At 40.4% G+C, this 19,635-nt stretch carries 18 protein-coding genes; 1 reads left to right on the top strand and 17 read right to left on the bottom strand.

What is annotated here, in order from left to right; translation table 11 throughout:
* Positions 1-10 precede the first annotated feature (10 nt).
* Together dnaN and dnaA are read right to left on the bottom strand one after the other, a co-directional pair.
* The gene (gene dnaN / locus AACL23_RS04905; protein WP_339050458.1) at positions 11-1,117 is read right to left on the bottom strand and encodes a DNA polymerase III subunit beta; all 1,107 of its coding nucleotides are present in this window, start codon (positions 1,115-1,117) and stop codon (positions 11-13) included.
* A 16-nt stretch (positions 1,118-1,133) separates the two neighbouring features.
* Positions 1,134-2,486: a chromosomal replication initiator protein DnaA gene (dnaA, locus tag AACL23_RS04900; RefSeq protein ID WP_100097138.1), complete on the bottom strand. Its 1,353-nt coding sequence runs from the start codon at positions 2,484-2,486 to the stop codon at positions 1,134-1,136.
* A gap of 307 nt (positions 2,487-2,793) precedes the next feature.
* Here dnaA and coaA point away from each other — a divergent pair, with 307 nt between their 5' ends.
* Positions 2,794-3,744 carry a type I pantothenate kinase gene (gene coaA / locus AACL23_RS04895; protein ID WP_100096740.1) on the top strand — a complete coding sequence of 317 codons (951 nt, stop codon included), beginning with the start codon at positions 2,794-2,796 and terminating at the stop codon, positions 3,742-3,744.
* 7 nt (positions 3,745-3,751) lie between these two features.
* On the opposite strand, the gene tatC is transcribed toward coaA, so the two are convergent.
* The 15 genes from tatC to trkA form a co-directional block, all read right to left on the bottom strand.
* Positions 3,752-4,471 carry a twin-arginine translocase subunit TatC gene (gene tatC, locus AACL23_RS04890; protein WP_015874103.1) on the bottom strand — a complete coding sequence of 240 codons (720 nt, stop codon included), beginning with the start codon at positions 4,469-4,471 and terminating at the stop codon, positions 3,752-3,754.
* Between the two features lie 32 nt (positions 4,472-4,503).
* A complete protein-coding gene (tatB, locus tag AACL23_RS04885; protein WP_100096739.1) occupies positions 4,504-4,716 on the bottom strand; it encodes a Sec-independent protein translocase protein TatB in 213 nt (70 codons plus the stop codon).
* A 3-nt stretch (positions 4,717-4,719) separates the two neighbouring features.
* A complete protein-coding gene (gene tatA, locus AACL23_RS04880; RefSeq protein ID WP_015874102.1) occupies positions 4,720-4,974 on the bottom strand; it encodes a twin-arginine translocase TatA/TatE family subunit in 255 nt (84 codons plus the stop codon).
* A gap of 23 nt (positions 4,975-4,997) precedes the next feature.
* The gene (gene ubiB / locus AACL23_RS04875; RefSeq protein WP_100096738.1) at positions 4,998-6,629 is read right to left on the bottom strand and encodes a ubiquinone biosynthesis regulatory protein kinase UbiB; all 1,632 of its coding nucleotides are present in this window, start codon (positions 6,627-6,629) and stop codon (positions 4,998-5,000) included.
* A complete protein-coding gene (locus tag AACL23_RS04870; protein WP_234817383.1) occupies positions 6,626-7,273 on the bottom strand; it encodes a ubiquinone biosynthesis accessory factor UbiJ in 648 nt (215 codons plus the stop codon). The genes ubiB and AACL23_RS04870 overlap by 4 nt, the downstream gene beginning before the upstream one ends.
* Before the next feature lie 13 nt (positions 7,274-7,286).
* Positions 7,287-8,048 (bottom strand): bifunctional demethylmenaquinone methyltransferase/2-methoxy-6-polyprenyl-1,4-benzoquinol methylase UbiE, encoded by a 762-nt coding sequence (gene ubiE, locus AACL23_RS04865; RefSeq protein WP_100096737.1) that lies wholly within the window; start codon positions 8,046-8,048, stop codon positions 7,287-7,289.
* Positions 8,049-8,063: 15 nt separating this feature from the next.
* Positions 8,064-8,579: a DedA family protein gene (locus tag AACL23_RS04860; protein ID WP_015874098.1), complete on the bottom strand. Its 516-nt coding sequence runs from the start codon at positions 8,577-8,579 to the stop codon at positions 8,064-8,066.
* A 101-nt stretch (positions 8,580-8,680) separates the two neighbouring features.
* Positions 8,681-10,126, bottom strand: coding sequence for a metalloprotease TldD (gene tldD, locus AACL23_RS04855; protein ID WP_100096736.1), 1,446 nt, complete (start codon positions 10,124-10,126; stop codon positions 8,681-8,683).
* Positions 10,127-10,213: 87 nt separating this feature from the next.
* A complete protein-coding gene (rng, locus tag AACL23_RS04850; RefSeq protein ID WP_100096735.1) occupies positions 10,214-11,701 on the bottom strand; it encodes a ribonuclease G in 1,488 nt (495 codons plus the stop codon).
* 33 nt (positions 11,702-11,734) lie between these two features.
* Positions 11,735-12,223, bottom strand: coding sequence for a rod shape-determining protein MreD (mreD, locus tag AACL23_RS04845; protein ID WP_015874095.1), 489 nt, complete (start codon positions 12,221-12,223; stop codon positions 11,735-11,737).
* 134 nt (positions 12,224-12,357) lie between these two features.
* A complete protein-coding gene (gene mreC / locus AACL23_RS04840) occupies positions 12,358-13,215 on the bottom strand; it encodes a rod shape-determining protein MreC (protein ID WP_015874094.1) in 858 nt (285 codons plus the stop codon).
* 9 nt (positions 13,216-13,224) lie between these two features.
* A complete protein-coding gene (gene mreB / locus AACL23_RS04835) occupies positions 13,225-14,268 on the bottom strand; it encodes a rod shape-determining protein MreB (protein ID WP_015874093.1) in 1,044 nt (347 codons plus the stop codon).
* Between the two features lie 300 nt (positions 14,269-14,568).
* On the bottom strand, positions 14,569-15,855 hold the full coding sequence (gene hemL, locus AACL23_RS04830) for a glutamate-1-semialdehyde 2,1-aminomutase (RefSeq protein WP_339050446.1): 1,287 nt from the start codon (positions 15,853-15,855) through the stop codon (positions 14,569-14,571).
* Between the two features lie 18 nt (positions 15,856-15,873).
* Positions 15,874-18,180, bottom strand: coding sequence for a Tex family protein (locus AACL23_RS04825; RefSeq protein WP_100096732.1), 2,307 nt, complete (start codon positions 18,178-18,180; stop codon positions 15,874-15,876).
* 64 nt (positions 18,181-18,244) lie between these two features.
* Positions 18,245-19,621: a Trk system potassium transporter TrkA gene (trkA, locus tag AACL23_RS04820; RefSeq protein WP_095033888.1), complete on the bottom strand. Its 1,377-nt coding sequence runs from the start codon at positions 19,619-19,621 to the stop codon at positions 18,245-18,247.
* Positions 19,622-19,635 lie beyond the last annotated feature (14 nt).

The following is a 19,635-nucleotide window of genomic DNA, read 5'->3' as shown; positions in this document are numbered from 1 at the left end:
CATATCAACATTAAAGCCGCATCGGCATGAGAATATAGCTCACCATCTGACTTGAATGATCTTCAATTTGCAGGCTACTGGCCGCATTGATCAACAGAAAACGGACTTTGTCACATTTCAAAATATTGAGAATATCGAGTATATAACTTACGTTTAAACCAATTTCGAGTTCTTCTCCCTCGTATTCAATATCTAAAATTTCTTCTGCTTCTTCTTGTTCCGGATTATTGGCCGTTATTTTCATTTGATTATGGCTCAGATAAAGCCGCACCCCCCGAAATTTTTCATTCGATAAAATAGCCACTCGGGAAAAAGCCTGCTTGAGAAGGTCACATTTTGCTTCAAGTATTTTATTCGGATTTTTTGGAAGAACCCGACGATAATCAGGGAAACGCGCATCGATTAATTTACAGGTGAAGGTCAAATTATCCAGATGAGCTCGAATATTATGCTCACCGATGTGCAACTTTACAGGATGAACGCTGGCCTCTAATAAACGTCCTAATTCTATCACTCCTTTGCGAGGCACTATGACTGAATAGGAAGGCAAAGTCTCATCGATAGACATAGAACACAATGCCAAACGATGTCCGTCCGTTGCAACAGCACGTAACTCTTTATTTTCTGTTTCGAAGAGCATTCCGTTGAGATAATAACGGACATCTTGATGTGCCATAGAAAACTGAGTGGCATCAATTAATTTTTTTAATGTCTCTTGGGGTAACGAAAATGCGACCTGAGTTTTCCAATCATCTAAACCAGGGAAACCAGATGAGGGTAAAGTAGAAAGCGAAAATCGACTTCGCCCTGAATAGACAAGTAAGCGATCACCATCCAGGGTAACGGTGATGGTCGATCCTTCTAACAACCCTCGCCAAATATCAAAAAACTTGCGAGCGGGAACGGTGGTAGAACCTGACTCATGCAAATCAGAATGAGATAAAACCACTCGAACGACCATCTCCATTTGTAGATCAGTAGCCGTCAAGAACAACACATTCTCATTGACCTGTAATAGTAAGTTTCCAAGAATAGGCATCGTCGGACGCGCGGATAAAGGGCTGATAACCTGTTGTAATGGTTTTAATAAATGTTCACGCTCAATAATAAATTTCATGTCATCGTTTTATATACTAGGAGGATAATGTTCGAATGAGATTAGAAAAATCTTCCTTCATATTATGACTTTCTTCACACAATTGTTCGATCTTTCGGCAAGCGTGCAGCACAGTGGTGTGATCGCGTCCCCCGAACGCGTCGCCAATTTCAGGAAGACTATGATTGGTGAGCTCTTTAGCTAAAGCCATCGCCATTTGACGTGGGCGGGCGACGACACGTGATCGCCTTTTGGAAAGTAAATCCGCGACCTTAATTTTATAATACGCGGCAACTGTTCTTTGAATATTATCAATGGTGACCAACTTTTCCTGCAGGGCCAATAAATCACGTAAAGCGTCTCGTACAAAATCGATGGTAATCGCCTTGCCTGTGAAATTTGCGTTCGCCATCACCCTGTTCAAAGCACCTTCAAGCTCACGGACATTAGATCGCAAACGTTTGGCGATGAAAAACGCCACTTCTCCTGGCAACCGAATATTATTTTCATCCGCCTTTTTCATCAAAATCGCTACGCGCGTTTCAAGTTCTGGGGGGGCAATCGCCACGGTTAATCCCCAACCAAAACGAGATTTGAGGCGATCTTCCACTCCATTAATCTCTTTAGGATAACGATCCGACGTCAAAATAATTTGCTGATTGCCTTCTAATAAGGCATTAAACGTGTGAAAGAACTCTTCTTGAGAACGTTCTTTATTGGCAAAAAATTGAATGTCATCTATTAACAATGCATCGACCGAACGATAATAGCGTTTAAATTCTTCGATTGCGTTATTTTGTAACGCTTTAACCATGTCTTGCACAAAGCGTTCAGAGTGCATATACACCACCTTTGCTTTGGTTTTATGCGCAATAATGCCATTGCCTACAGCGTGCAATAAATGTGTTTTTCCAAGACCTGTGTCACCATATAAAAAAAGAGGATTATAAGCAGCTCCCGGGTTACCAGAGACCTGTATTGCGGCAGCCCGAGCCAACTGATTGGATTTACCCTCTACGAAAGTATCAAAGGTGTTTTTAAGATTGACATTAGATCGATAAACATACCCAGATTTAATAGGGGAAGGCGCCCAACTTGGTTTTAAAGAAGCTGGTCGGTTCGTTTCAGAGTCGATTTGTGGGGATGATTTGTTCCCTACTTCAAAGCGAAGAGACGGCACTTCCTGAGGAGAAAAATCATTTAATAAATGACAAATATGATCAATATATTTGTCACGAACCCAATCCAAAACAAAACGGTTAGGGGCATAAAACGTTAAAGTATTGTCGATCAATTCCACCTGTATAGGGCGTATCCACATACTAAATTCTGTGGCAGGTAATTCGTCTTGCAATCGGGCAAGACATTGCTGCCAAAGCGAAAGTGACACGGCAAACTCCATTCAAACAAAACTCATTAAAAGATTTTCTGTCATTGTACCACATTGATCACAGGCCCCCCTGACGATGCTCTGCTGCTAAAGTGCGACAAACACTTTGAGCTTCATGCCGGGGAGATAGAATACAGCGCTTTACACAAGACAGGATCATACCTGAAACTCAAACATAGATCTTCTTCCCTGAATATGAAACAGATGGCTAAAATTTTTTATTAAGATATAGATTTCTTCGTAACAGGATTGGTGAGATGTACTATAGATGTCATTTAGAAATCCTGACAATGAGTAAAATCAATTGATGAATCCAAAAAATGCCCATTTGGCAACGCATTACTTACAGTTTGATCGCGCTCAATGGGCTTCATTGCGTGATTCTGTTCCATTAATATTGACAGAAGAAGAAATAATCAGGTTAAGGGGGATTAATGAAAACCTTTCGTTAGAAGAAGTGGCTGCCATTTATTTGCCTCTGTCCAGATTACTGAATTTTTATATTAGTTCAAATTTACGGCAGAGGGCGATTCTAGAAGAATTTTTAGGGACTCACAAGCAAAACGTGCCCTACGTTATTGGCATTGCCGGCAGTGTTGCTGTCGGTAAAAGTACAACAGCACGTTTATTACAGGCTTTACTCAGTCGTTGGCCAGAACATCGATGTGTTGAGTTGGTGACAACCGATGGTTTTTTGCATTCAAATAAAGTTCTGACCGAACGGGGGTTAATGAAAAAAAAAGGATTCCCCGAGTCGTACGATATAAAAAATCTGGTCAAGTTTATTTCCAGGATCAAATCGGGCGCCCCTAAAGTAGAGGCCCCTGTTTATTCTCATCTGAGATACGACATTATTCCTAATCAAAAAAAAATAGTTCAACAGCCGGATATTTTGATCCTGGAAGGGTTGAATGTATTACAAAGTGGGATGGATTATCCACATGATCCTCATCATGTTTTTGTGTCTGATTTTGTAGACTTTTCTATTTATGTCGATGCTTCTTATGATTTATTAGCGCATTGGTATATCAACCGATTTCTTCAATTTCGTCGGGGGGCTTTCTCTGATCCCAATTCTTACTTTCATCATTATGCTCAAATTTGTGAAAAAGAAGCGATGACTGTCGCTCGTCGCTTATGGACAGAAATTAATGGATTAAATTTAAATGAAAATATTTTACCGACACGTGAACGAGCCAGTTTGATTATGACTAAGGGCGATAATCATGAGGTAAAAAGCGTGTGGCTTAAAAAATAAACGCTTTTTACGACCGCTTAGGCAAATAGAATTTTGCACTCAAGACCCCGATTTCAAATAATAAATAGATCGGAATGGCAAGCAAAGTTTGTGAAAATACATCCGGAGGGGTTAGAAGCATACCAATGATAAATGCGCCTACGAACACATAAGGGCGTTTTTTTTTTAATTGATCTGGAGTTGTCACGCCAATCCAACAGAATAAAATAATGGCAACCGGCACTTCAAAAGAAACACCAAACGCCATAAATAACGTCATGACAAAATCTAGATAGTGATTGATATCTGTAGCGATTAAGACCCCTTTAGGGGCTGATTTTGCAAAAAAATCAAAGGCGAGTGGGAATACAATAAAGTAAGCAAATGCCATACCCACATAAAAAAGACAGGTGCTTGAAATCAGTAATGGCAGCATAAGGCGGCGTTCATTTTGATACAATGCCGGGGCTACAAAACCCCAGACTTCATAAAGAATGAATGGCACTGAAATAAATATTGACAGAGTTAGAGTCAGTTTAAGAGGCGTCATAAAAGGAGAGGCCACACCAGTTGCAATCATGGTTGCGCCCACTGGAAACTGCTTTATCAAAGGGGCCGATATCCACTGATAGATATCATTAGAAAAATAAACCAACGATAAAAAAACGACGAATACAGTGATAATACAATGTAATAACCTTTTGCGTAATTCAATCAAATGACTGATAAGAGATGTATTATCCTTCATTTATTTTTTAGATTCGTAGAGTTGCTCAGCATTCATGATCTCCTGGATTTTTTTAAATGCTTAGGTTCATCTTCTTCAAGGCGAAATTCTTTGGATAAATCATTTTGTATTGTCTCAGAAAAAGAACGTAATATCCGAATCCAACGCGTGACTGTTTTGACTACTATAGGTAATTTTTTAGGACCTAAAACCAACAAAGTTAATACAATCACCAGTAGTAACTCACTAAAGCCAATATCAAACATGACCTAGACCTTTTTTCTTTGATGATTGGTATTGTGATTTTTTTTTTCAGATGTTCGAACCTCTTTTTTAAGAGGTTTTTCTCTTATCATCTTTTCTGAAAAAACAGCATCATTAGCATGATCCTCTTTCATTGCTTTTCTAAAGCCTCTCATTGCCGATCCGAGATCTGAACCCAAGGTTCTCAGTTTATTAGTGCCAAATAATAAAAGTACAATAAGAGCAATAATAAGTAATTGCCAGATGCTGATTCCTCCCATATTCTATTCCTCCGCTTGTAAAATCAATTCAAATATTTCCAGCCTTTTAACCACACAATCACACCTGAAATATAAAACATCAAGAAAAGAAGCCCAGAATCCATCCATTGTAAGAATACGCCCGCAGTGACTGATATTGCCCCAATGTAAAACAAATAACGGGATTTGCGAGACCGCTTTTTTTCTTTTTGAAACTGAGACATAAATTGCTCGACATTGTATTGCCATCTTTTATGCTGCTGCAAACTGTCATACAACAAATCAGGCAGCTCAGGAAATTTTTTTGTCCATGATGGGATCTTTTCTTTGAATTGCGATAATACAGACCTCATTCCTACTTGACTTTTTAACCAATCCTCTAAAAAAGGTTTTGCCGTTGTCCATAAATTAAGCTCAGGATAAAGTTGACGACCGAGTCCTTCGACATATAACAGAGTTTTTTGCAATAAAACCAATTGAGGCTGTATCTTCATATTAAAACGCCTGGCGGTATTAAAAAGATTCACTAAAAAATGACCAAAAGAAATTTCAGCCAAAGGCTTTTTAAAAATAGGTTCGCAAACTGTACGAATAGCGAATTCAAAATCCTCAACATCTGTGTCAATAGGGATCCACCCTGAATCAATATATAATTGCGCCACACGACGATAATCGCGATTAAAAAAAGCCATAAAATTTTCGGCAAGATAATGTTTATCTTGTTTATTTAAAGATCCCACAATACCAAAATCAACAGCAATATATTGTGGGTTTTCTGGATTTCCAGTATTAACAAAAATATTACCGGGATGCATATCTGCATGAAAAAAACTGTCTCGAAAGACTTGAGTGAAAAAGACTTGAACTCCTCGTTCAGCGAGCCGCGCCATGTTGGTGCCCTGATTTTGTAGAGTTGCAATATCTGAAACAGGGATGCCATAAATACGCTCCATGACCAGCAGATTTTCACGACAATAATCGAAATAAATTTCAGGAATATAAAGCATCTCATTATTTTCAAAATGACGGCGAAATTGCATGGCATTCGCCGCTTCGCGCAAGAGATTCAATTCATTTAATAACGTTTTTTCATATTCTTTGACGAGCTCTTTGGGGCGTAATTGATACCCAAAAGAAAGTAATTTAGGCAACCATCCGGCTAAACAATACATTAAACTGATGTCGGCTACGATCACGGCGTGAATATCGGGCCGAATCACTTTAAGCACCACTTCTTTTCCATTTTTCTTTAGACGGGCAGTGTGTACTTGAGCAATAGACGCCGAAGCCAGGGGATTAAGATCAAAATGTTCAAACCAGGTTTCTAATGTGCCACCTAAAGCAGATTCTATTTGTTGGCGAGCAATCAAACCATCAAACGGCTCAACCTGATCTTGCAACAGGGCGAGCTCGTCAATAATATCAGCAGGAAAAAGGTCCCGACGAGTGGATATCATTTGCCCAAATTTAATCCAGACAGGCCCTAATCTTTGGAGAGCCAAACGCAAACGTTCACCGAGTGGCTTATCTTTAGCAAGGGGAAGGATCCAAAAAAATAATTTACAACCCCCTCGTATTGGAAGGGTAAAACGCGTCCGTGGAATGAGTTCATTTAATCCATAATCAAGAAATACTTTAATAATGAAATATAAACGCCCAATATCTTTTAGCGTCATTGATTTTTTTCCATCCGAGATATCCTGGCGTTCAGGGCCTCGACATTGAGTCTAATGGCACAGACCTCTTTTTTAAAAGATTCAACAGCAAGAGAAGGAGGGATGAGTCTCCATTCTTCTGTGATGGCCTCTGATAAATGACGTTTTTTTCGCTTTAAATGAGAAACCACAAAATCATGGCCTTTACAAAGAAACTGTTTCACTGTTTCTGCGACTAAATCGCCGCAATAAGGAGATAAGCATTCCGCGATATCCCATTCCACAAGATCGAGTAACGTGACCGAGTGTTGCATAATCTGAATATCGCCTTCTACCATGATCTTCCCTTCACGTATCAATAAAGATAATGTTTCGCGATTTTTCATCAGTCTGAGCAGAGTATCAAAGCGGGTGATAATCGTACAACCGGCTGAACCAGACCAATCAGTAAAAACATCAATGTGATGTTCAGTGAATAAAAATGATAAAGAGAAACTTAATTCGCCTAACTTCAGACTTAATACTTTCCCTGAGAGACGTGAACGAACTGCATTGATATATTTGTCATGGAATGATGAGCTGTTTAAAACTCTCTCGAGAACAGAAGAAAAAAATATTGCCATCATTTTTGGTTCTGTCTTTTTTTCTTTCTCTAATAACAGCACGAAATAAGCCCTCTCAAAATTTAAAACCGCGGTGTAAAGCCACAATACCGCCCGTTAAATTCGAATAAGTGACCTGCTCAAATCCTGCATTCATCATCATTAATTTGAGCGTGTCTTGATCAGGATGCATTCGGATAGATTCCGCGAGATAACGATAACTTTGTTCATCTTGAGCAACAATTTTTCCCATTTTAGGCAAGACATGGAATGAATAAACATCATAAATTTTTCTTAACCAAGGAAATACAGGCGCTGAAAATTCAAGCACAAGAAGGCGCCCTCCTGGTTTTAATACCCTCAATATTGAAGACAATGCTTTTTCTTTTTCAGTCACATTTCGTAGACCAAAAGCAAACGTAATACAATCAAAGTAATTATCACAAAAGGGTAATGATTCTGCATTCGCTTGAACGTAATGAATATTGTTAATCCTGCCCTGATTTCTTATTTTTTCACGGCCTATCATTAACATGGAGGAATTTATATCTGCCAAAATGACTTCACCTTTTTCACCCGCCATTCTAGAAAATTTTGCTGTAAAATCTCCGGTGCCACCCGCAAGATCCAGGATTTTTTGGCCAGGACGTACCGCACTGGATTCAATAGTAAAGCGTTTCCAAAGACGATGAATACCAAATGACATCAGATCGTTCATAAGATCATATTTAGCCGCAACAGAATCAAATATATCTGCGACCATATCGGCTTTTTTATTTTTATCTACAGTACGAAATCCAAAATGAGTCGTATTATTTTCTTTGTGCTGATCAGTCATTTTTAAAACTCTAGATTAACCTATCCAATGAGAGAGCGATTTTATACCGAAAGCGCCAGGGGCTAATACACCGAAGGCCCAAATGAGTGCAGAGGTTATATTAGCTAACTGAAAGTAGTATTGAGACATACCACAAATACCGGCCACCAATGGAATAACAGCACGTAAAGGCCCAAAAAAACGGCCAAGAAAAGCGCCAAAAATACCCCAACGCTCAAAAAATACATGGCCACGTTTTAATAAATAAGGGTAACGAGACAGAGGCCAAATTGTTGCTATTTTGTCGTTATAACGAGCACCAATCCAGTAAGAAAGCCAGTCCCCTAAAAAAGCGCCCAGCACAGCTGCAATATATATTGGCAAAAAAGGAATGGCACTTTGACCTATTAATGCACCCAAACCAAGTAAAATAACAGTCGCCGGAAGTAATAAGGAAACAAACGCGAGTGATTCACCAAAAGCGAGGAAAAAAATGATGGGGATCATCCAAATTTGATGATCAGAAACAAAGTCGGTAATAAATTTTATCATACGATTTAGGTTTTATATTCTCATTGAACTTGAACTGTAAAGAGGTAATAGTGTGAAGCCATTACAAATCTATGCCATCCGTTTACATAGACCTTTATAGCCTAGATTGTTCCGCCGACTGTTAGCGCCTCTAATTTTAATGTTGGCTGCCCAACTCCGACAGCAACACTTTGTCCATTTTTGCCACAGACACCAACGCCTTTGTCTAAAGTTAAATCATTCCCTACCATAGAAATTTGTTGCATAGCTTCAATGCCCGAGCCAATCAAAGTGGCTCCTTTGACAGCATGTGTTATAGATCCGTTTTCAATCAAATAAGCTTCTGAAGTCGAAAATACAAAATCACCAGAAGTAATATCGACTTGTCCACCCCCAAAATTTGGCGCGTAAAGACCATATTCGACGCTGCCAATGATCTCTTCTGGCGTTGATTTCCCTGATAACATATAAGTATTCGTCATACGGGGCATCGGCAAATGGGCATAAGATTGACGACGACCATTACCCGTGGGGGCCACTCCCATCAAACGGGCATTTAATTTATCTTGCATATAGTTTTTTAAAACCCCATTTTCAATCAACACATTGTATTGCCCTGGGACGCCTTCATCATCAATAGCAAGTGAGCCCCTTCGCGCATTTAATGTGCCATCGTCAACCACAGTGCAGAGCTCAGATGCCACCATTTGGCCTATTTTCCCGCTAAATGCAGAGGTTCCCCTACGATTAAAATCAGCTTCTAACCCGTGACCCACCGCTTCATGAAGTAAAACCCCTGGCCACCCGTGACCCAATACGACTGGCATACTACCTGCGGGAGCAGGAAGCGCTGAAAGATTCACTAAAGCTATTCTGACCGCTTCTTTAGCGAACGCCTCTGCTCTGATTTCTCCATTTTCTATCCCTAAAAAATAATCATATCCAAAACGGGCGCCGCCTCCACTGCTCCCTTGTTCACGTTTTCCTTCAGATTCAACGAGCACGTTGACCGATAAACGCACCAATGGTCGTATATCTGCCGCAAGTGTCTCATCTGTTGCGGCCACCAAAATGAGCTCATAAGTGCCACTTAAACTGGCCGTCACTTGCTGAACCCCTTTATAGGCCGCTCGAGCAACTTTATCCACCTGATGCAGGATCGCTATTTTTTCTTCTTGGGGGAGACTTTGTAAGGGATCTAAAGGAGGATAAAGGATAGGATGCGGGTATTTTTTAAATGATACAGATGTCACTTGATGAGGTTGATTTTCTATGTTTCTGGCGGAGCAGGCACTTTTCTGTAGTGTGTTCAATGTAATTTGATCTGCATAAGCAAAACCTGTTTTTTCGCCACTGACAGCCCGTACTCCGACCCCCTGATCTATATGATAAATACCTTCTTTAACAATACTATCTTCAATAATCCAGGCTTCATGATAATTGGATTGAAAATAAAGATCCGCGTAGCTCAGCTTCCGTTCTGATAGCTGGCCTAATACCTGATATAAATGTTGATAATTTAATTTATTAGCAGCAAGTAGCTGCTCACTGACAAAGTTAAGAGGCATATGTATCACTCATTATTTTTTATTGTTAAAAAAAATTACAAAACCTGGTCTACACCGTGATCCTGTGTGACAGGACAGCCATATCCATTAAACAGATGGGGGTGAGATTGTTAAAATATGAAACTGATTTTGAGTATAAAGCGGGTCTATTTTTATTTGAATTTTTTTACCTAATAGGCATTGTATTTTAGCTAATGTCTCCGCTTTTTGGTGCAGAAGAAAATCACTAACACGATTTGACACGTACACTAACATTTGCTGTGAATCAGAAGAATGATGTAGCTGTATCATTTTTCTGAAAATTTCATGACAGACGGTTTCAGGTGATTTAAACCAACCTCTGCCTTCGCAAGTTTGACAGCGATCACAAAGTATCTTTTCAATATTTTCAGTGGTACGTTTGCGAGTGATCTCTATTAATCCTAAGGGTGAAAACTCACCGACCGTTGTTTTGACACGATCTTGATTTAATGCTTTCTTCAACGAAGATAATACGTTTTTTTTATGCTCCTCGTTTTTCATATCAATAAAATCAATAATGATAATACCCCCTAAATTTCGTAGACGTAACTGACGTGCAATCACCCGTGTTGCTTCAATGTTGGTATCAAAGATAGTCTCTTCAAGGTTTTTATAACCGACGAAACCCGCGGTATTAATATCGATGGTTGTCATGGCTTCTGTCTGCTCAATGATCAGGCAACCCCCAGATTTTAATGGCACCTTTTTATTCAACAAGGATTGAATTTCGTTTTCAACATGATAAAAACTAAAGAGTGGCTGATTAGTTTTTTTTTCAACAGGATAATGTTCTAATTTAGGGAGCATTTCAGGAATATATTCCTCACTGAATGCTTTCAACGAATTATAGGTTTGTTGATCGTCTATCCTAACGCGATCAAGACTAGCCACTACTGTAAAATCACGTAATATACGTTTTTTCAAAGGGAGCTCGGTATACAAAACGTTTTTGCTGCCGTTTTGTGTTTTTCCTGCAATGATATTTGCCCAAAGCGATTTAAGAAAAGCGGCATCAGACGCCAATGCTTTTTCATCCATTCCTTCAGCGGCAGTGCGGACAATAAAACCGTTTTTTTTATCGCAATAAGACGAAACGATATTTTTTAAACGCTCTCTTTCCTGCTCATTTTCAAGACGTTGAGAAATGGCCACTTCTGGTGTCATGGTTAAAACCAGATAACGCGAAGCTAAAGTAATATGAGTAGTCAGACGAGCCCCTTTGGATCCTAATGGATCTTTTATCACCTGAACCATGACATTTTGCCCCAGATGAATGAGTTCAGCGATGTCTTGTCTTTGATCCTCATTTTCTGGAGGCTTTAATGAAAGAATATCTGAAGCATGAAGAAAAGCCGCTTTTTCAAGCTGAATATCAATAAAGGCCGCTTGCATTCCTGGTAAGATCCGAGTAACACGGCCTTGATAGATATTTCCAACTAAGCCTGTCTTATTTTCATTTTCACGTTCAATGTAAATTTCTTGCAGAATATTGTCATCGATATACGCTACTCTGGTTTCAAAAGGGGTGACATTGATTAATAATTCAGAAGTCACTGTTATTTCTCTTAAATTTTAAGATAATTGTTATTATTGGACCAAAAATTTTCGCCGGGTTTTTCGCATCAATAAAAATAGCCAAGGCCAAACAATACCATTGATGAGGGCATTTGAAAAAATTCCAGTATTAAATGAGACATGAATGATCAAAAACTCGGTCAAAAATACCGTGATGGTCATAATTATAGAGAGCAATATAACAAATAAAGTTTGTTGCCATAATGCCATATTTCGGAATGTCTGAAATTTAATGGTAACCAAATAAGCAATCATACTCATTCCCAATGAATGAATACCCAGAGTAGATCCCAATAAAAGATCTGTGATTAACCCTAAAATAAAACCCGTGCCCAGGTTAACTCGATGAGGTAAAGCCATCACCCAATAAATAAAAATTAAAAGAAGCCACGAGGGTTGAAACATATCAATTTGCTGTGGCCAAGGCATGATTTGCAATATGATTCCAATCAAAAATGATAAATAAATGACCCAGCGCCCACGGCTTTTATAATAGCTCATTGATATTACCTTTTCTGAGAAACAGTCTCAGCTGACTTTGCAGAAGGCATTATTGTGGAATAAGAGGAAATATACCCTCTTTTGATAACATCACTTAATATCATTTTTTTGTAAACCTATATCCATTACCTGGTTTACTGAATTTGGGGATCCAACGGCATATTCGCATGATAATTTTTATCCCATATCAGTAATAAATACCTGAAATTTTTTAAATTTACAGTCGGTCGAGCCGTAATAATGCTGTCTGCTCTCTGAGTGTCGATTTTCACTGAAGAAACAACAGCAACAGGATACCCTTCAGGAAAACGTCCGCCCAAGCCTGAGGTCAACAAAATATCACCATCATGAATATCTGCGTCATTATTGAGATACTCTAGTAGTAGATCGTATTGACATCCTCTACCTACTGCCACAGCTCTAATATCATTACGTAAAACCTGTACGGGTATGGCGTGTGATGTATCACAAATCAAGAGCACTCGGCTGGTCAGTTGACTGACACTCATCACCTGGCCGACGACGCCTTTGTCGTTGATCACAGGCTGCCCCTCATAAACACCATGAAAGCTTCCCTTATCAATTACAATTTGATCACTGTAAGGATTACGACTTATCGAAAGCACCTCTGTTATCATTTTTTTTTCTGTTTGAACTAAAGGCGAAGCCATCAGCGCTCGTAGCTGGCTATTTTCTTTTTTTAATTGTTTTAATTTTTCTAAATCAATATTTTTAAGGAAGAGATCCCGACGCAAAGTTTGATTTTCCAGTTCATACTGCTGATGCGTTTTCAGCATTCCCGAGACACGGTCTAATATTTTTCCAGGGGTATTTGTTAAAAAATACAAGGGTGAGACTGCGGTATCAAGATAACGGCGTATTTTAACCAAAGCACCTAATCGAGCATCCAAAATAACCAGTAATATGGCCAGAAAAACAGCACAAAAAAGTCGTAATTCAAGTGACGAATCATGACTAAAAAGACGCCTCATAATGGATACTTATTCCTCACTAAATAAGTCACCGCCGTGCATATCGATCATTTCCAGGGCTTTTCCTCCTCCACGAGCAACACAGGTCAGAGGATCTTCAGAGACCACCACAGGGATACCTATTTCTTCCATTAATAAGCGTTCAAAATTACGTAATAAAGCTCCCCCGCCTGTTAACACCATCCCACGTTCTGAAATATCAGACGCTAATTCTGGAGGACATTGTTCTAAAGCAACCATGATGGCACTCAGAATACCCGTTAGCGGCTCTTGTAACGCTTCAAGAATTTCGTTTGAATTCAAAGTAAAACCACGTGGTACTCCTTCCGCTAAATTACGGCCTCGAACTTCCATTTCCAGGATTTCATCACAAGGATAGGCAGAGCCGATACCGTGTTTAATTCGCTCGGCTGTGGCTTCACCAATCAAGGAGCCGTAATTGCGGCGCACGTAATTAATGATCGCTTCATCAAAACGATCACCACCAATACGAACAGAAGAGGAGTAAACGACACCATTTAAGGAAATGACAGCGACTTCAGTAGTACCTCCTCCAATATCAACGACCATGGAGCCTGTTGCTTCAGAAACGGGCAGACCTGCGCCAATAGCGGCTGCCATGGGTTCCTCAATAAGAAATACTTGACGGGCACCGGCTCCTTGAGCCGATTCGCGTATTGCACGACGTTCCACTTGTGTCGCACCGACAGGCACACACACCAATACACGGGGGCTTGGGCGCATAAAACTATTGCTATGAACCTGCTTAATAAAGTACTGGAGCATTTTTTCGGTGACAAAAAAATCGGCGATGACTCCATCTTTCATAGGACGAATGGCCGCGATATTACCCGGAGTGCGTCCCAACATCTGTTTGGCATCAGTACCTACAGCAGCGACTCTTTTAGAGGAGCCGCCTCTATCTTGACGAATAGCAACTACTGAAGGTTCATTCAGTACGATCCCTTGTCCTTTAACATAAATCAGGGTATTGGCGGTACCCAAGTCAATGGATAAATCACTGGAAAACATGCCACGAAATTTCTTAAACATAATGGCGGAAAAGTCCTAAAAATGAAGAGGTCACGAAATTCACCTACTGTATCAGTCAGAAGGGATGCCAACAAGGCCAGAGATGTTAATTAGAGTGAGAATTTAAATGCAATGTCAGCTGATTTTTTAAAATAAAGTTCAAGATAAATAAAAAATAATCCTTAACAGGTAAAAATTGATGACAGCCCTCAGAGGTTTTACAGGGAGCTTAGACATGAAAAATTTAGCGGTTAAAATTCAAAAAATTGAGATCGCCAGAAAATGCTGAATTTTTGCGTTTATCAAATACAGCCCATGGCATCAGAATCGACTTTGAGCAAAGCAGCGCCTTGCAGAACTGATTGTTTTTTCAATTTCTTCAACACCGTGTGCTAATGACATAAAACCTGCCTCAAACGCAGAGGGCGCGAAATAAATCCCTTCTTTAAGCATAAAATAAAAAAAACGTTTAAAACGTTCAATATTGCATTTTTTTACATCTTCATAACAAGTGACTACTTTCGCATCAGTAAAGAAAAAACCAAACATCCCCCCAAGATGATTAATGATCAAAGGAATATTGTGTTCTTGAGCCGCCTTTTTTAGGTTTAGGACTAATAATGTCGTCAATTCAGTTAATTTTTTATGCAAACCAGGCCGAGCCAATTCTGTTAAGCAGGCAAAACCCGCCGCCATTCCGAGCGGATGGCCTGATAACGTCCCTGCCTGATACACTGGACCTAAAGGCGCCAATATTGACATCACCTCCTTGCGCCCTCCAAAAGCAGCGACAGGCATTCCTCCCCCGATAATTTTTCCTAAACAGGTAAGATCAGGTTTGATATTGTAATACTCTTGAGCGCCTCCTAAAGCCACCCGAAAACCCGTCATCACTTCATCCATAATGAGTAATGCTCCAAATTCATCACATAATTGACGCAATCCAGGCAAGAAATTTTCTGATGGAAGGATGCAGTTCATATTTCCCGCAACGGGCTCTACGATAATAGCCGCTACTTCTTTTGGATAATCCTCCAGGTTTTTTCGGACTGAGCTCAGATCGTTATAGGTACAGATTAAAGTATGTTGAGCAAAATCTTTTGGAACCCCTGGCGAATCAGCTTGCCCTAATGTTAAAGCCCCCGAACCGGCTTTGACGAGTAAACAATCTGAATGACCGTGATAGCAGCCTTCAAATTTGATAATTTTATCTCGTTTTGTGAATCCTCTTGCCAGGCGGATGGCACTCATGGTCGCTTCTGTGCCTGAATTCACCATTCTCACCATATCCATACTGGGCACTAATTGGGTCAATAGTTGCGCCATTTTCACTTCTATTTCAGTGGGTGCTCCAAAACTAATCCCATTTTCAATCGCTTTAGTCAGTGCATCACATATCACCGGATGACGATGTCCCAATATCATCGGCCCCCAAGATCCGACATAATCAATGTAAGCTCGACCGTCTACATCATATAAATAGGCGCCAGCTGCTTTTTCTACAAAGAAAGGCTTACCATCCACCCCTTGAAATGCCCGAACTGGAGAATTCACCCCTCCTGGAATAAAACACTGAGCGAGGTCGTATAGTTTATTGGAATCATTCATTTACCAAGTTCCTAATGACTATGAACGTTTATTTTTTATCGCAGAAGCAAACGCATCGCTGAGTGCAGAATTCTTAAAATGACTGATGGGGGCATTTTTAAGAGGTCTTTTTTTGGTCAGTCTCTTTTCTTTTGATTCATTTTCAGAAGCCGTTTTGTCTTTTTTATCAGCGATCTGTTCGTCCAATCGCATGCTCAAAGCAATACGCTTGCGTTCCATATCAATAGAAAGCACCTTAACCTGTACAATGTCGCCCGTTTTGATCAGCTGATGAGGATCTGTCACAAATTGATTAGCCATGGAAGAGATATGCACCAGGCCGTCTTGATGTACACCTATATCAATAAAAGCGCCAAAATGAGTGATGTTAGTGACAGAGCCCTGTAAAATCATGCCTGGAATCAGATCCTTGAGCGTTTCTATCTCATCAGAAAAGATCGGCGTTTTAAACTCAGGTCTCGGATCCCGCCCTGGTTTTTCAAGCTCTTTCAAAATATCGCGCACTGTGGGGAGACCAAATCGGTCATTCACAAAATTCTCTGGATTTAATGATCTTAAAATGGAGATGTTGCCCATCAATTGAGATAAGTGTTGTTTCGTCGATTTCAAAATATTTTCCACTACTGGATAGGCTTCAGGATGAACAGTGGAAGCATCTAAAGGATTGTCTCCATTATTGATGCGTAAAAATCCCGCGCTTTGTTCAAACGCTTTTGGGCCGACTTGGTTAATGTTGAGTAATTGCTGCCGATGAATAAAACGGCCGTTAAGATCACGCCAATTCACGATATTTTTTGCCATGCTTGTGCTTAAGCCAGCCACTCGAGTCAGTAATGGAACGGAGGCGGTATTGAGATCGACGCCCACTGAATTGACACAATCTTCCACCACGGCCGTTAATTTTTTAGCCAACTGCGTTTGGCTGACATCATGCTGATATTGGCCCACCCCAATCGATTTTGGATCGATTTTCACTAATTCAGCCAGAGGATCCTGTAGCCGTCGAGCAATAGAGACAGCACCACGAATAGACACATCTAAATCAGGAAACTCTTCTGCCGCCAGTTCAGAAGCGGAATAAACGGAAGCCCCTGCTTCACTGACAATCACTTTTTGACTGTTGACTTCCGGATACTGCTTTTGAACTTCTGCATAAAAGCGTTCTGTTTCTCGGGATGCCGTTCCGTTCCCAATCGCAACCCATTCTACCTGATGTTCAAGACACAAATGCGCCACTCGGATAGCCGCTTTGGCTGCTTGACCTGTGTGGGGATACACCGTATCGGTCGCGAGCAATTTTCCTGTGGCATCGACTACCGCAATTTTCACCCCGGTTCTTAACCCAGGATCCATTCCCATCGTGGGACGCATCCCTGCAGGGGCCGCCATCAGCAAATCTTTCATATTGAGTGCGAAGACTTCAATGGCTTGTTCTTGGGCCATTTCTCGTACATTCCCCATCAACTCTGTTTCAAGATGGGGGATTATTTTCACACGCCACGCCCATTGCAACACGGTTTTGCGCCAATGATCCGAAGGCGCATTATTAAGCCGAATGTTAAAATGCTCCACCAGAATCGCTTCGCTGGGATCTTCGTCTGAAAGCACCTTTAAAGCCAATTGAAGCACACCTTCACTACGCCCGCGAAATAGCGCGAGCGCACGATGTGAGGGAATTTTTGCAATAGGCTCTTGATAATCAAAATAATCACGAAACTTAGCGCCCACTTCTTCTTTTTCAGGTAAAACCTGAGAAACGAAATGCGCATTTTTCCAAAGATATTGACGCACTTTTGAGAGCAATGCCGCGTCTTCCGCAAAACGCTCCATTAAAATATAACGTGCGCCTTCTAAAGCGGATTTTGTGTCTGTGATGTTTTTTTCAGCATTGATATATTGTTGCGCCAAGATCTCAGGATCTTGATGCGGGTCCTGCCATAACGTTTCGGCAAGAGACTCAAGACCTGCTTCGATCGCAATCTGCCCTTTGGTACGACGCTTCGGTTTGTAAGGCAAATAAAGGTCTTCCAATTCTGCTTTGTTTAGGGTGCTGTTAATCGCATTGGCTAGAGCATCGGTGAGCTTTCCCTGTTCCTCTATCGACTTCAAAATGCTGTGCCGACGATCCGCTAATTCACGCAAATAACCCAACCGGCTTTCTAATAACCGAAGTTGAGTGTCATCTAATCCCCCTGTGATTTCTTTACGATAACGCGCGATAAAAGGAACGGTATTTCCTTCATCTAATAGCTGCACTGCACAAGAAACCTGCTTGGGATCGGCTTTAATTTCTTCTGCAAGAAGATGGTTTAATGAATTCATCATGATTTTTATCATCAACGTAATGGAGCGAAAGAGGAGATTATTTTTATTTATTTTTCATAGTCAGTTACAAAAAAAAGGGGCTAGGTTGAAATAATCGCTCAACATCAGGCACAAATTTTTTATGAGTAATAAACATCACAATATGATCCCCTTGTTGAATGACAGCGTTATTATTGGCAATAATCACTTCATCACCGCGTGCAATAGCCCCAATAACCGTACCCGAAGGAAGCTTAATATCTTTAATTTTACGACCGACGACTTTAGATGTGCTTTCATCACCATGAGCTATCGCCTCAATGGCTTCAGCAACACCACGGCGAAGTGAAAAAACACTGACAATATCTGCTTTGCGCACATGACCCAATAACGCTGAAATAGTGACTTGTTGCGGTGAAATCACAATGTCTATGACGCCGCCCTGCACTAAATCAACGTACGCACTACGTTGAATCAGCACCATGGCTTTTTTAGCGCCCATCTTTTTTGCTAACATGGCTGACATAATATTGTCTTCATCATCATTAGTCACAGCGATAAAAACATCGACTTGCTCTACTTGCTCTTGAGCCAGTAATTCCTGATCAGAGGCATTACCATAATAAACAATCGTATTATTTAACATTTCTGTTAATTCGGTGGCTCTATTTTTGTTACGCTCAATTAATTTAACATAGTAATTTTTTTCTAATTTTAGTGCTAAACCAGCCCCTATATTACCGCCTCCGACTATCATAATCCGTTTGTAAGGTTTTTCTAAACGCTGTAATTCACTTATCACAGCTCGAATGTGTTGCGAAGCGGCCACAAAAAACACTTCATCATTCGCTTCAATAATAGTGGACCCTTGTGGCCGAATCGGTCTATCTTGCCGAAAAATAGCCGCAACCCTTGTGTTGATATGAGGCATACGTTCAGGTAAAGAAGAAAGTGCATTACCGACAAGAGGACCGCCATAATACGCATTTACTGCAACAATACTGATTTTTTTATCAGCAAAATTAATCACTTGCAAAGCCCCAGGATACTCTATGAGCTGATAAATATAATCGATGACTAATTGCTCTGGTGAAATCAGATAATCAACAGGTATGACTTCGGGTTGGAAAAGCTTCGCCGTTTCAAAAATATATTCAGTAGAACGAATACGAGCGATGCGATTGGGTGTGTTAAACAATGAATAAGCCACCTGGCAGGCCATCATATTGATTTCATCAGAATTGGTGACTGCAATTAACATATCTGCATTTTGAGCACCTGCTTCTCTTAATATACGAGGATAAGATCCCTGCCCTTGTATCACTCGTAGATCTAACTTGTCCTGTAGCTCACGCAAGCGGTTGACATCAATGTCAACAACAGTGATATCATTATTTTCGCTCGCCAGGTTTTCTGCCAGTGTTACACCTACCTGCCCTGCTCCAAGAATAATGATTTTCATAATTTTTTATACCC

The organism is Candidatus Williamhamiltonella endosymbiont of Tuberolachnus salignus (assembly GCF_964019775.1).
GTDB classification, from domain to species: domain Bacteria; phylum Pseudomonadota; class Gammaproteobacteria; order Enterobacterales; family Enterobacteriaceae; genus Hamiltonella; species Hamiltonella defendens.
This window is presented reverse-complemented; position numbering and strand designations above follow the sequence as displayed.